Origin of the sequence: Acidithiobacillus sulfurivorans (genome assembly GCF_018853815.1) — a bacterium.
Classification (GTDB): domain Bacteria; phylum Pseudomonadota; class Gammaproteobacteria; order Acidithiobacillales; family Acidithiobacillaceae; genus Acidithiobacillus; species Acidithiobacillus sulfurivorans.
Genome location: NZ_JAAOMP010000028.1, coordinates 104,401 through 118,613, shown reverse-complemented (window position 1 = coordinate 118,613; position 14,213 = coordinate 104,401). Strand labels below are relative to the sequence as shown.

11 protein-coding genes and 1 tRNA gene are annotated in these 14,213 nt (G+C 49.3%); 8 read left to right on the top strand and 4 right to left on the bottom strand.

Going from position 1 to position 14,213, the window contains the following annotated elements; genetic code table 11:
• Positions 1-60 precede the first annotated feature (60 nt).
• The 6 genes from HAP95_RS02255 (at position 61) to HAP95_RS02230 (ending at position 8,519) form a co-directional block, all read left to right on the top strand.
• The gene (locus tag HAP95_RS02255) at positions 61-222 is read left to right on the top strand and encodes a hypothetical protein (RefSeq protein WP_215882782.1); all 162 of its coding nucleotides are present in this window, start codon (positions 61-63) and stop codon (positions 220-222) included.
• A 945-nt stretch (positions 223-1,167) separates the two neighbouring features.
• On the top strand, positions 1,168-3,519 hold the full coding sequence (locus HAP95_RS02250; RefSeq protein ID WP_215882781.1) for a TonB-dependent receptor: 2,352 nt from the start codon (positions 1,168-1,170) through the stop codon (positions 3,517-3,519).
• 88 nt (positions 3,520-3,607) lie between these two features.
• Positions 3,608-4,672 (top strand): phosphorylase family protein, encoded by a 1,065-nt coding sequence (locus HAP95_RS02245; protein WP_215882780.1) that lies wholly within the window; start codon positions 3,608-3,610, stop codon positions 4,670-4,672.
• 227 nt (positions 4,673-4,899) lie between these two features.
• Complete coding sequence (locus tag HAP95_RS02240; protein ID WP_215882779.1) at positions 4,900-5,664, top strand: tetratricopeptide repeat protein; 765 nt, start codon at positions 4,900-4,902, stop codon at positions 5,662-5,664.
• Complete coding sequence (locus tag HAP95_RS02235) at positions 5,661-7,736, top strand: phosphocholine-specific phospholipase C (protein WP_215882778.1); 2,076 nt, start codon at positions 5,661-5,663, stop codon at positions 7,734-7,736. Before HAP95_RS02240 ends, HAP95_RS02235 begins: the two co-directional genes overlap by 4 nt.
• Positions 7,737-7,832: 96 nt before the next feature.
• Positions 7,833-8,519, top strand: coding sequence for a YoaK family protein (locus tag HAP95_RS02230; RefSeq protein ID WP_215882777.1), 687 nt, complete (start codon positions 7,833-7,835; stop codon positions 8,517-8,519).
• Between the two features lie 14 nt (positions 8,520-8,533).
• Here the strand turns inward: HAP95_RS02230 and HAP95_RS02225 are convergent.
• Together HAP95_RS02225 and HAP95_RS02220 are read right to left on the bottom strand one after the other, a co-directional pair.
• Positions 8,534-8,609 (bottom strand) — tRNA-Arg (locus HAP95_RS02225).
• Between the two features lie 69 nt (positions 8,610-8,678).
• Positions 8,679-9,686, bottom strand: coding sequence for a sodium:calcium antiporter (locus HAP95_RS02220; RefSeq protein ID WP_215882776.1), 1,008 nt, complete (start codon positions 9,684-9,686; stop codon positions 8,679-8,681).
• Between the two features lie 122 nt (positions 9,687-9,808).
• On the opposite strand from HAP95_RS02220, the gene HAP95_RS02215 reads away from it, so the two are divergent.
• Positions 9,809-10,432: an MBL fold metallo-hydrolase gene (locus tag HAP95_RS02215; protein ID WP_215882775.1), complete on the top strand. Its 624-nt coding sequence runs from the start codon at positions 9,809-9,811 to the stop codon at positions 10,430-10,432.
• 93 nt (positions 10,433-10,525) lie between these two features.
• The gene (locus HAP95_RS02210) at positions 10,526-12,394 is read left to right on the top strand and encodes a DEAD/DEAH box helicase (RefSeq protein ID WP_215882774.1); all 1,869 of its coding nucleotides are present in this window, start codon (positions 10,526-10,528) and stop codon (positions 12,392-12,394) included.
• Positions 12,395-12,446: 52 nt separating this feature from the next.
• On the opposite strand, the gene HAP95_RS02205 is transcribed toward HAP95_RS02210, so the two are convergent.
• Together HAP95_RS02205 and HAP95_RS02200 are read right to left on the bottom strand one after the other, a co-directional pair.
• On the bottom strand, positions 12,447-12,650 hold the full coding sequence (locus HAP95_RS02205; protein WP_009564993.1) for a cold-shock protein: 204 nt from the start codon (positions 12,648-12,650) through the stop codon (positions 12,447-12,449).
• 105 nt (positions 12,651-12,755) lie between these two features.
• Positions 12,756-14,144, bottom strand: a complete 1,389-nt coding sequence (locus tag HAP95_RS02200; protein WP_215882773.1) for a sigma-54 dependent transcriptional regulator — start codon at positions 14,142-14,144, stop codon at positions 12,756-12,758.
• Between the last annotated feature and the right edge of the window lie 69 nt (positions 14,145-14,213).

The following is a 14,213-nucleotide window of genomic DNA, read 5'->3' as shown; positions in this document are numbered from 1 at the left end:
TTAATTGATCCAGGTTTTGTTGAGACAGAATTCAGTTTAACCCGTTTTGGTGGCGATGCTGTGCGAGCGAGTAGCGTTTATGATGGCATGAAACCGCTGGAGGCCGCTGATATAGCAGATGCCATTGCCTGGGTGGTCACGCGCCCCGCTCATGTCAACATTGATAATATGGTCATTCGGCCACTGGATCAGGCACGAATTGATAAAATTTCCCGTAAATGAGTACGAGTTGTGTTGCAGGATGTTGGCAAAAATATAATCCCAGATAAGGCTGTCTGATACCTCTGCGATCAGAGAAAGTTTGCACAACGAGAGTGCAATTCTGATGCAAACGCTTTTTTTTGGTGCAAAATGCTTAATATTCTTAATTTCAAGAAATGAGGAATAAAGGCGGACATCACTTTTCAGTAGTTTGTGTTTATAATAACTTGTTGTTTTTTAAAAGTTTAATAAAAAACTACTAGAGATAGTCGGAATCTTAAATTATGGCATGAGTTTTGCTATTAGATTTAGAGTGTTAACAATAATGTTTTGCAAATGCCATAACGAAAGCTGAGTGAATGTAGGAGATAACCTTTAAGGAACTCGAAACCGCCCGGTTATCGGCCTTTTTTACTGTTACACAGAGACGTCTTTGGGCGTGGACTGTTCTGACTGAGCGGGAACGTCGATTGTTGCCAGTTAAGCGCTACAGCAAGTTTCTCATACATGAACCTAACTGCATGAAAGTTCTCAAGGAGGGGTAATTAAAAATGGTTCCTTCTCATCTCATGAAAACACACAGTTCCTGCAAATTACCGCCAACGATTTTATGAGTGTTGCAATTTTTGATATGCAACGTTACATAAATAACACTTTATTAATAGCCAAGTATCTCGGATACTTCATGAAAACAGAAGATCAATAATCAGTAGCGATGGTCAGGGCTTAATCTGAACGCCGTAGTAATCTGTTGGGATAAGTGAGTGAGAGGTATATTAAAACTAAAACGAATGTTATAGAAAATTACACTATAATGAATATTATCCTCAAAGAAAGGCATTATTTCGGCGCATCTATAGGTATTCATGAGGTGTTAAGTGACAAGAAGTGATTGTACATAAATGGATTTCAAGTGGTTTTATGCTTTAGGTTTAATGAGTTATATAACAGAGGGAGAATGTACCAATGAAAACTAAATGTAATGTTGATATGGGCATATATGATGGAAAGAAAGTGCTTCCGCGACCATTAATGAGGACTAAATTATTGTCCACAGCAGTTATAGCAGCATTAAGTGTATTTGCAAGTCTTGCCTATGCCGATGATAGTGCGGTGGTAGCACCTACCCAAAGCGCTCCAGCAGTGACCGATATTGGAGCGGTGAAAAAAGTCGCTCCACCTGAGAAGGCAGTTACTTCAGTGAGTAAGAAAACTGTCAAGCATGCGTCACCAGCGCAAAACTTTCAATCTGTGCTCAAGCATGTTCCAGGCATGAATGTCATATCACAAGGACCTGGAAATCTCTCGGCAACAGATAATGAATTTACATATCAAGGCTTCACCAGTAGCCAGATGGCATCAAATTTTGATGGAGTCCCAATTATTAATACGTTTCGCGGTGGGGCTGGTGGAACTGGGGATGATCACGCCTACACGCCTTTGACCATGGGACAGATTTCTACGGTTAAAGTGTTCAGTGGAGCGAATCAGCCTTCCCAAAATGGGATTAACTCATTAGGCGGTACTATCTCGTATGAGCCTGCCATGCCAACATCTAAGTTTTATGTTGACTTGAATGCATCTGGGGGAAAATATGGTTACAGGGGCGGAAATTATACGACCGGTTTCTCAGTAAATAGTGGAGCACTTCCAGGTACGGGTACGGAAATGCTCTTTAAATATTCGTATACACATGCCCCTAGCTTCATGAATAATGTATATGCTGATATCAATTCATACTATGCAGCTATTGTGCAGCCCTATAATAACGGATTATCTCAACTCAAGCTGGTTGCTGTTTATAACGTGGAGCAGGCGCGGCAGCCATCTTTGGTGCCATTGTCGCTTTTGGCCGGCAATCGGGCCTATCAGGCTCCTCTAAATGTGGCTTATAGTGGTACGAATACTCATGCTCTAAATGTCATTTTGTCTTGGAAAAGTTTGCTTAATCAATATATGATGGCAAAAACAAAGGTGTTTATTCAGCAGCAAGCTGCAAACCGCACTTCTTTTACAAGTTCCGAATACTATGATCCTAACCATTACGGCTATGCCATATATCAAGGTTATCCAGTAGGCACGAATCTGGAACCTTATGCAGCGCCACCGTCAACAAATAATAGTTATGATCCAGTTGCGGAATTCGGATCCGCAGTAAATGGAACGCAATATCATAATTATATTGATGATATTCAGAGTGTGGGTTTTATTCCTTCGTTAACTTTTTTTGCCCCACACAACACCGTAGAATTAGGAGCTATGGTCGATTATAGTCAAGATCATAGTGCCGAGTACTGGTATGGAAGTAGTCCAGTCCCCAATATTGATGGTTACAACAATGCGTGGAATGAACATGATACACGTAATTATAATTACGTGTATTTACAGGACAATATAGATCTTATGAATGGTAAGTTACATATTTATCCAGGGGTGAAGTATAATGTCGTATCAACTGGCTGTGATGATGTGGCTGGTTACTATTACAATTATGGTGGGCATGTAAATAATACCTATTATTTCTGGGAGCCGTCATTAGGTTTCTCGTATACCCCGATTCATGACGTTAACCTATATTTCAGTGTGGGTAAAACAAATAAGGTGCCAAACATTAGCGCCTATTACTCTGCTATAGGTGTGGCACCTACACCTGCAGCGATTACCGTTCAACCAGAGGGTGATATAAGTTACGACGCTGGAGTAAGATATAAGAGTAGCCTGCTCTCAACGAATCTTTCGGTGTTCAGGCGAAATTTTAGCAATATATTCAGTGAGTATTACGATTCGGCAACTGGCCAGACATTTGAGTATAACAACGGCGCGGCCTTATACCAGGGGGTTACCTTAGGCTTGGATGTACCAGTTAAAGATGACGTATCTTTATTCGGTACCTATAATTATACGAGTGCCAAATACACAACCCTTTCGGTCGGAACGAATGGAACATCGCATCCCGGAGAATACCGGCCCTATGTACCGACCTATACGGCTACTGCTGGAATTCGCTATGAACATGGTGGCTTGTATGCGGCGCTGACGGGACATTTTGTTGGTCGCCAATATATGGCAACTAACAAGGGGCAAACGATAGGCCTGACCTTACCTTCCTATGATACTCTAGACTTTAATGTGTCTTATGACATGCCAATCAATTCGGCTTATATTAAATCTCTGAGGCTAAGTCTCTACGCAGATAATATTCTCAACAATAACTATCTGGTATACGCCGAGCAAATGAGTAAGCCATTTTCATATTTACAGGGTCAGACAGGTGCTCCAGTTTTTGTAGGTAGTAATGTCAGCCTCCGCTTCGAGTGAGTTTGGTTTTATATCGTAAGCTTAAACTACAGGTGCTTGTCGTTATAATATTTTCGACTTGTGCCTGTAAATATTACATTAATGGAGTATGATTATTGTGAGCCATATAAGATTATATTTTTGCATGATTTTATTTTCTGGTTTATTTATTTTTTCATCTTGCTCCACAGCTGATACAGAGTTGCTAGCAACCAAGAATACTGGCTTGGGTACACCCCGATCATTTGTTGGTATCATTCTGCCATCAAGCCCAAATACCTATGCTCTGATCACTGCCAAGATGAACAACCCAAAAAATTATAAAGAAGGTTTTTTTAAGTTCACCACAGGAGATATTTATGGGATACCTGTGGTCCTGTCGTCCCCTCCTCCAGTTGGCAGCTTTAGTCTCACAGCTATAGATACTTATCTTATGGAAAAGACTTTTGATCCTGTTTTTGTCATTGATCCAGGGACTGCCGGATCGCATCTGCCGAATTTGTCCATGGGTGATGTTGTGATTGGCGCTAGAGTCGTAAATTTTAGTAATTATATGACCAAGAGCGATGGAAAAATTGTTCCTGGTCAGTTTAGCTCATTGGTCACTGATGATGAGGGTTATAAGCAAGGTAATCCCAATCCAGAATATATTTATGCAAATCCAGAATTGGTGAGACTGGCTGCTATTGCAGCTACAAAAGTTGCTCGGTTTACGCCTGCTAACATATTGTCCGCACCGGTAGGACGTAGACCGTGGATACTTGCTTATGGGACTCAAGGTTCGGGTGATGCGTGGTTGCGGAATATAAAACAAATCAAAAAGAGTACCCAAATTTTCCATGAAGCCGATGAGGCCGGAAATTATCCTATTGCCCTGGTTTCAACAATGAACAAGATTCCTTTTATTGAGATTCATACTATTTCTGATGCAGCAATGAACGTGCCTACGGTAATTAATCAGTATTTTCATCAATGTTCTGAGTATGCACAGAAAAGATCTAACTTGATTGCGTTAAAAATGATTGAAATGATATCTTCTGAAAAGGATGGAAAAGTCGCATATAATTTAATGGGTGGATTTACTGATCCTTGGCCTAATGGAAAATTTATTAAAGCTATGAAGCCACCAGTCTATGTCTCAGATTGGACGAAAAAATATGGGGTTTACCGCTAAAACCAATCTGAATCTTGGTTATATCTGGTGCCTGGATATGGACGCCTCGAAAAACCCTCATTCAATTTCTATGTTGAAGAGGAGTATCGCCCCAGTTATCTGGGCGGCGACTATGCTGTAGGACAGCCAGGCGCCCCGACCTTTGTGGGTGCAGACCTTCGCGCAACATTCTGAACCTGTCTAAAACACGGTGGGCCGCATGGCCCACCTAACATCAGGAGCTTAAAATGCGACAACGTGTTTTGCAGTTGGCTTTTACCGGTGCAGTTCTGCTGACACTGTTACCTTTTGCCGATGCGGCGCAAGCTGGCAACACTCCCACGATTGTCATGAGCAACACCGCCAATCCGGGCGCCGTTGCTGATGCCTATCTGTCCCATGCCCGGGCCATCCATAAGGCGGATGATCCCATCGTCCATCTGCTGAATCAGGATGCCTATGCTCAGGCGGTGCCTCTGCTCAAAAAAGCAGCGGCGGACAAGGACGATTTCTGGGCTGCTGACACGCTGGGTCATTTGTATCAGGCAGGTTTGGGCGTTTCCGCAAACCCCCAAACCGCTTTCCACTGGTATCTGCAGGCCGCCGAAGCGGGGGATCGCTTTGCCCAGCGCCAGGTAGCCAATGCCTATCTCAATGGCTGGGGGGTTACTCACAACCCCCAACAGGCAGCCTTCTGGTTTCGCCAGGGTCTGATGGTGCCGCAGGTGGTCAATGCCGATTTCTGGCTGGGTAAGGCTTATACAGCAGGTTGGCTCATGCCGAAAAACAAAACCAAGGCTGCCTGGTATGAAGGGCGCAGTCTGGCCCTGTTAAAAAAACTCAATGCCGAACATGTGGGCGCTGCCGCCTATGACCTCGGTATTGCCTATCTCTACGGGCATGGGGTTCATGCCAATCGCGCATTGGCAGCGCGTTATTTTGCACACGCTTTGGCCTGGCACTATCCACCGGCTGCCGCTGCCCTTCAACATCTTGAGGAGAAGAATACATGAGACGTCGCGATTTTTTAAAAAGCCTGGGGGCCGGTGCCACGCTCACCGCTTTTCTGGGCAGTTCAGTAGCCCGTGCCGCCATGCTGCCCGCCCTGGGTCGTTCCGGGACTCTGGAAGATGTGGAACATATTGTGGTTTTCATGCAGGAAAACCGTTCGTTTGATCATTATTTTGGACACCTGAGCGGGGTGCGCGGTTATAATGACCGTTTTCCGCTGAAGTTACCCGACGGTAAACCCGTCTGGTTTCAGGGGCGCATGGACGACCCGACCCGGCCCATTCTGCCTTTTCATTTCAATACCCACAAAACTTCTGCGCAATTCCTTCAGGACCTGGACCATAGCTGGGCGTCCCAGCACGGAGCCATTGCGGGGGGCCTGATGAATGCCTGGCCGCTCAACAAGACCGACATGACCATGGGCTATTTCCAACGCCAGGATATCCCTTTCCATTATGCGCTGGCCGATCATTTTACCATTTGTGACCATTATTTTGCGTCTATTGCTGGCCCTACGAGTCCTAACCGCAGCATGTTATTTACCGGTACCATTGATCCTGAAGGTAAGCAGGGCGGGCCTTTCATTGATGACAATACTTGGGATTATAACCCGCTGAATAAACGCGAACCGGCACTAAAGCCGTTTACCTGGACGACCTACGCTGAACGCTTACAAGATGCAGGCATTTCCTGGTGTGTTTACCAAGAGGGGCGAGATTCGGACGATGGAACTTATCAAGACCCATTTAAAGGTAATTTTGGAGATAATGCCCTGGCATGGTTCAAACCTTTTGCCGGGGCATCCACCAGTGATGAACTGTATCAGCGCGGCATGGCAGGTGGAGGATTAGCCCGCCTTCAGGCTGATGTCCGCCTTAATAGACTTCCTCAAGTTTCCTGGATTGTTACTCCGGCGGGTTACTCTGAGCACCCCTCCTATCCACCGGCCTATGGCGCCATTTACATTGCCCGGGTGCTGGATGCCCTGACCAGTAATCCGGAGGTCTGGGGTAAGACCGTGGTCCTGCTGGATTACGACGAAAACGATGGCTTCTTTGACCATGTCACGCCACCGCAGCCCCCGACTCCGGTGCGCCCGGGGAAATCGACCGTCAGTACTGAAGGTATGGTCCATGATCATATCAACCCTGACTGGCCGGTACTCTATAGTGCGGATCAGTTGCCCTACGGTCTGGGTCCCCGGACGCCCATGACAGTCATCTCGCCCTGGAGTAAGGGGGGATATGTGTGTTCGGAAGTCTTCGACCATACCTCGGTCATCCGTTTTATTGAAAAACGCTTCGGCGTCAGTGAACCCAACATTGCCCCTTGGCGACGGGCGGTTTGCGGTGATCTGACTTCAGCCTTTGACTTTTCACGTGCCGATGAGCGCAAGGTGCCCCTGCCCAGTACCGCCAATTATGTGGCAACGGTCCATCACGAATCGACTCTGCCGGCTCCAGTGGTTCCCGAACACACCGAGAGCATCATTCCCCAGGAAAGTGGTCTGCGCAAACGGCGCGCCCTCGCTTATGCGACCGAAGTTCGGCTGGAAGCCAGCCGTAGAGGCGTCCGTCTGCACATGCACAATCCTTCTGATTTGGGTGTGGTCTGTACGGCCTACTGGGATGGCAGTCATGAGCTGCCTCACCATTACACCATCGGGGCCGGAGCCAAGCTGAAAGACGAGATGATGCTGCCCAAGGATCAAAAACTGGCGCTCACGGTTTATGGACCGGACAGCTATATCCGCAAAATTATGGGTACGGGTCCTTCCACTTTGCACATTGATACCCAGGGAACCCAGACTGGGAATATCCGGGTGCTCTTGTATAACGCCGGTGCCGATACCCTGCCCATTGAAGTAATGGACCCGGTGTACGGACAGGGTACTCGAAAAATTCAGTTGGCGGCAGGGCAAACCCAGGAACTGCACTGGAACCTGCAACCCAGTCACCACTGGTATGACCTGATCGTCTCCACCCCTCAGCACCATTGGCGCATGGCAGGGCATGTCGAAAACGGGCATGAGAGTTTCAGCGATCCGGCTAATATCGCGCCAGTTTTGATTTGATGCTGGCACATTGTCCTCGCCCCAGATTCGATTATGATGGCTCTATAAGGAACCGTGAACAATAATTTAAGAGGATATTGAGATGGCCTGCATTTTATGAATGAGCAATCTTCTGCGCCCCAACGCCTGGGGAAATCCGATCGGACCATGCACCTTCTCTCAGCTACTTCTGGCGGAGCAGACATTGTCGCCTTTCTCAAGTTTCACATGGTCTTTACCTCGGCTATGACGGGCAATCTGGCTCTGTTTGGCATTGCCGTAGGCCAGGGACACCTGCTCTCAGCTACCCATTCTCTGGCCGCCCTTCTGGGTTTTATAGTTGGCATCGCCCTCGGGAGCGTGTGGAAAGAACATCTCTATGGATTACGAATACTTCTCTGCGTAGAGACCTTTTTTCTGGGGGTTTATGCTTTAGTCTGGATGCTTGTAGGTTTTCCTGGTGATGGTGTATTGCTCTATGTCCTGATTATGGCTTCTGCGCTAAGTATGGGGCTGCAAAGTGTGGCTGCGAGGCTGATTAATGTCGCAGGCGTTCCTTCTGTCGTGTTCACGAATACCTTGACCAGCATTGTCATTACTTTTGTCGAAAATATCCGCAAGAAACGTCCGCTTCCCTTTGCCTGGCGTCAACAGCTAGCCGCGCTATGTGCATATCTGGTTGGTGCGATTTTGTTTGCATTTTTTCTTTTTCAGGTTCCTGCTCTCGCAATGGTTTTACCGGTATTTCTGGTTGGTATTGCGTTGCTAAGCCACTGGAAGAGTACGAGGGCCAGCTCTGATTAGAGATTACGTCGGATTGGTGCCCCGAGCGCGAATCGAACGCGCGACCTACCGCTTAGGAGGCGGTTGCTCTATCCACTGAGCTACCGGGGCATGGGTCTAGTCTAGCAAAAGCAGGATACCAGCGGCGAGTCCCTTGTTTGTTCGCATATCAAGAGGTGCTCAGGTCAAGGCCAAAAAGTAGGCGGCATAACACAGACCATTTACCACAAAATGATACGGACGCAGGATGACCCCACGGATGACTAGCAAGTAGGTATAAGTGCCGGCCAACAAAGTGAGCCCCGCCCCCAGCAGTACGGGGAAGGAGGGCGACCAAGGGGTGAGTAATACGCCAATGGCGGGCAGGAGGCTGCCCTGAAAAACCAGCGCACCGGTGATGTTGCCAAAGGCCAGGGTATCTTTGCCGCGCCGAATCCAGAGGATGCTGTTGATTTTTTCCGGAAGCTCAGTGGCGATGGGAACCACCAGCAGCGACAGGATCAGCGCCGATATGCCCAGCCAGTGGGATAACCCTTCAATACCATCCACAAATAAACTGGCACCAAACACGATCATGCCCAAGCCGATCGCCAACTGCAGCAGAATCACCGGCATTTGCACGGGTAAACCTGTTTTGCTGAGGTATAAGGCATGACCAGCTTCTGTGCCATGACCCTCGGCAACCAGGGCCGCCGAAGCACGTAGGGTAACCAGCACATACAAAAAATACAGGGTGATCAGAATCAGGGCGATGCCGACCCGTACCAGGGTAATATGGTGCGGTACAAACAAGGCGACGCTGGAGAGGCCAAAAGCGGCCAGAAACCATCCCAGATCACGACGTAATCCGCTGGGTTCTGGCTGTAGGGCACCCTGCCAGCCCCGTTTCGGAGACACAAAAACGGCCATCAGGAATAAGGTCAGGGTGGATAACATCATGGGCGCACCCAGAATGGCACCGACACCGACTTCTTCACCAAGATGGGCGGGTTTTCCCGATGCGGCAGCAAATACCGCGACGATGGGGACCATAGCCTCCGGCAGTGCCGTGCCTACAGCGGCAAATATCGAACCGGTGACCCCTTCGGATATGCCGAGGCGGTCACCCAGATGTTCCAGGGCATTGGTGAATGCCTCGGCCCCGGCGAGGATGATTATCAGGGCAGCAATCAGCAGGAGTATATTCATGAACGGATTATGCCACAGTGGTATGTATCCACAACGACAAAAAACGGTCGCAAGATGAGTTTCAGCGTGGATTATGTTTATACTGCAAGCATCATCTGGAATGACCGAGGCAGGAGCAGAGTATGCAAAAGTTGTGCAGTTTCTTCGACCGGGATATTTACCACGTAGAAGGTGGGGGCGCACAGCCAGCAGTATATTTTATTGCAGATAAGGATGCCGGGGGCATTCTCGTCAACGCGCCGGTATATACCGAGGTATTGAAAGCAGAACTGGAAGCTTTGGCTCCGCTGCAGATATTGTTTTTGCCCAGCCATTTTGGCGCGCAGGATGTGTTGCTCTGGAAGCAGGCCGGTTGCAAGCTGGTGGCGCAGCCCGCCGAGGCCCAATTTTTGAACACGCCCATCGATATTGCCCTGGATAGCAAGTTGCGCCTGACGCGCACCATTGATTTTCTGCCAATGTCTGGCCGCACCCCCGGCAGTTGTGCTTTACGCCTGAAAAACAAGCCAGGCGCTATCTTTTTTGGTCCTATCCTCGAATGTGCCAGTCCGGACCAGTGGCCGACCCTGATGGCCCATGCCGATGATCATTCCTGGGAAACCCGAATTTTTGGCAGCCTCGGCCTTCAGGATGTGCATTTTGAATATGCCTTCACAGATACCTTTGTGGCAGACCGGACGCCCGTTGGTCCCGGGGCAGATCTGGCGATTCAAACAGAACTGCAGGCGGCACTCGACGCCGACTGATTTTGCCGAACCGCATATATCGACAAGAAAACACTGCAAGTTCGCGATAATTGGCGTATAGTTCGGACCCTGAATTCTCTTCCGGGTGTGTCCATGTCTCAACAATCTGATCTCCGTTTTAGTGATTTTGCTCTCGCCGAACCTTTGCAGAAAGCGGTGGCGGAGATCGGCTATGAACAGCCCTCCCCGATTCAGGAGCAAAGTATTCCGCCGCTGCTGGAAGGCCGCGATGTCATTGGCCTCGCCCAGACCGGTACGGGTAAGACAGCGGCTTTTGCCTTGCCCCTGCTCAGCCGTGTCGATATTAGTCTGCGCATTCCGCAATTGCTCGTTCTGGCCCCCACTCGCGAATTGGCCATTCAGGTTGCCGAGGCCATGCAAAGCTACGCCAAATTTCTGCCGGGTTTTCATGTGTTGCCTATTTACGGCGGGCAATCCATGGGCTTGCAACTGAAGCAATTGCAGCGGGGTGTGCATGTGGTAGTAGGGACTCCGGGGCGCATTCAGGATCATTTGCGCCGCAAAACCCTGCGCCTTGACCAATTGCAGGCGGTAGTTCTGGATGAGGCCGACGAAATGTTGCGCATGGGCTTCATTGATGCAGTGGAAGACATCCTGCAGCACACGCCGGATGGTCGGCAGGTGGCCTTGTTTTCGGCGACCATGCCCGATGCCATTCGCCGGATTGCGAAAACCTATCTCAAGAACCCTCTTGAAATCAAAATCAAGTCGGCGACGACCACTGTGGCCACTATTCGTCAGCGTTACTGGCAAGTGAGCGGTACCCACAAGCTGGATGCGTTGACCCGGATTCTGGAAGTCGAAGACAGCAATGCCTGGATTGTATTTGTCCGCACCAAAACAGCGACTGTAGAACTCGCCGAACGTCTGGAAGCACGTGGTTACGCCTGCGGTGCCCTGAATGGTGACTTGAGCCAGGCCTTGCGTGAACAAACCATCGAACGCTTAAAATCCGGTGCTCTGGACATTGTGATTGCTACGGATGTTGCGGCGCGGGGCCTGGATGTGGAACGCATCACCCACGTCATCAATTACGATATTCCCAATGATACCGAGGCTTATGTGCACCGGATTGGGCGTACTGGACGGGCAGGACGAAGCGGTGATGCCATCCTCTTTGTGGCTCCGCGCGAGCGTCATTTGTTGCGGGCTATTGAAAAGGCTACCGGCCAGACGATTACGGCTATGCATTTGCCGAGCATCGAAGATGTGGCCGACCGCCGCATGTCCCAGTTCAAGGACCAATTGTCGGAAGTGATCAACGCTCAGGATTTGTCGGTTTTTGAATCGCTCATTGCCGATTATCAGCAGGAGCATGACGTGGGCCTCAGTGAAATTGCGGCAGCTCTGGCCTACATGGTGCAAAAAGAACGGCCACTGGTGCCTGTTGAAGAACCCACCCGGCCCATGCGTACTGAGTCCTCAGGATCAGGGCGGCCAAGCTCTTCACGGCGGCGCGGCGATGACGAAAGGCCAGTGCGTAGTGATCGCGGTGCTAACCGCGCACCCCGTAAACCCCTTGCGGATGATCAGCCGATGCGGCGCTTCCGTCTGGATGTCGGCGAAGATCATGGCGCCCAGATCAAGAATATTGTCGGCGCTATTGCCAATGAGGCAGGGATTCCCAGTCGCAATATCCGCAAGGTGGAAATCCACGGTGAATACAGTACGGTAGAGTTACCGGCAGATATTCCTGCGGACGCCTTGCAGCATTTGCAGAAAGTCTGGGTGGCGGGACGGCCGTTACAAATTGCCCCACAAGAAGCCGGAAGCGATAAATCGGGAGCACCCCGTCGGTCTTCAGCACCCCGTGCGCGTAGCGGGGGAGACGCGAAACCATCGAGGAAAATCTTGTCGGCAACTACGAAACCATCGAAAGGTGAGGCTAAACCGCGTGGTGGCACGGCTGGCAAGCGTAAAAAGCCAACGAGAGAGAGTTAGAAAATATAAAAACCGGATGCTCGAAACATCCGGTTTTAACGCTGAGCCCTGATTAAGCCCGGCGGACCTTTTCGGCCTGCAGACCTTTGGGTCCACGCGTAACTTCAAAGTTGACCCTTTCACCTTCAGCCAGGGTTTTGAAACCCGTACCTTCAATGGCGGAATGGTGCACAAACACATCTTCCTTACCATCTTCAGGTGTAATGAAACCAAATCCCTTACTGTCATTGAACCACTTCACTGTACCAACCGCCATTTCACACCCCAAAATAATCAAAAATAGCCCAACCGGCTAATTTCAAGAATAGCATATACCTGCCCCTGCGCAAGTTGCTATGCTGATCAGCCTGTTAGCGTACAATCAGCTTTTGGAAATGCCGTGTTTTTCCATCAGGCGATATAAAGACACCCGCGAAATGCCTAGCTGGCGGGCAGCCATACTGACACTGCCGCGACTTTGTGCCAGTGCGCCACGAATGCTGCTGGCTTCAGCACTGTCACGGGCTTCATTCAGGGTGACCTGCATGCGGGAATTGGTGCGCCGCTCCAGACCTAAATCAACCGGTGAAATCAGGAATTTTTCACACATGACCATGGCTCGACGGACACGGTTGATGAGTTCCCGGATATTGCCCGGCCAGTCATAATGATTCATGGCATGGAGTGCTTCTTCACTGAATCCTTTGACGCGATGCGCTTTTTCATCCGAAAAGCGCGTGAATATATATTGCGCCAACAAGGGAATGTCACCCACACGATCACGCAAGGGTGGCATTTTTATCTGCAACACATTCAAGCGGTAGTAAAGATCCTGTCGGAAACTTCCGTCCTTAATGGCTGCTTCCAGATTGATATGGGTGGCAGCGAGCACGCGGACATTGACTTCTATATCCTGACGGCCACCAACGCGGTGAATGGTTTTTTCCTGTAAAAAACGGAGCAGATTGGTTTGCAGATCCATCGGCAAGTCGCCAATTTCGTCCAGAAAAAGGGTTCCGGCAGCGGCAGACTCAATGCGTCCGATTTTGCGTTCATGGGCACCGGTAAAAGAACCTTTTTCATGCCCGAATAATTCTGATTGAATCAGGTTGGCAGGGAGAGCACCACAATTGACGGCTACAAAGGGCCCTTCTTTACGAGTGGATCTTTCATGAATAGCTTGGGCCGTCAGTTCTTTACCTGTCCCGCTTTCCCCCGTGATGAGAACGGGCGCTTCTACACCAGCGACTTTGCGAATTTCCTGATAGATTTTCTGCATCTGATCACTGGCGCCAACCATCTGGCTTTCGGGATGATGGTGAAGATCCCACTGTCCGCCCTGAAAGGTATCGGCCGTCATTTCTGCCATACCAAATGCGTGTCCCAAGGTAATGGACAGACGCAGGGCATCTAAAGGCAAGGTGTGATAATCATAAAATGCGCTACCAATCAGCTGACGGAAAGCCGGTTGTTCAGCGGCATTGGGGGGGATCAAGGCAATCCATTTTAACAGGGTTGACTGGGCGAGCATCAGTTCGACGCGATGCGCATGATCCACGAACTCTTTCTGGCTGAAGCCGACTACGCCAACCAACGCGCCGCTTTTGCTGGCGTATTGAGGAGCCTCCACTAAAGAGGGTGCAAAAATGATATTCCAGCCTTCTTCTTTCAATATTCCGGTGGAGTCAGCAATGATCTCTTTTTCACCAACATACAACACACTGCGTTCTATCGACGGGTCGGAGAGTTTGACCTTGGCATTTTTGGGCATGTGTACTCCTTCGAATTTGTTACGAGTGTCGCATAAATTTCACGCATACCCAATATAGTGGAGCTTTTA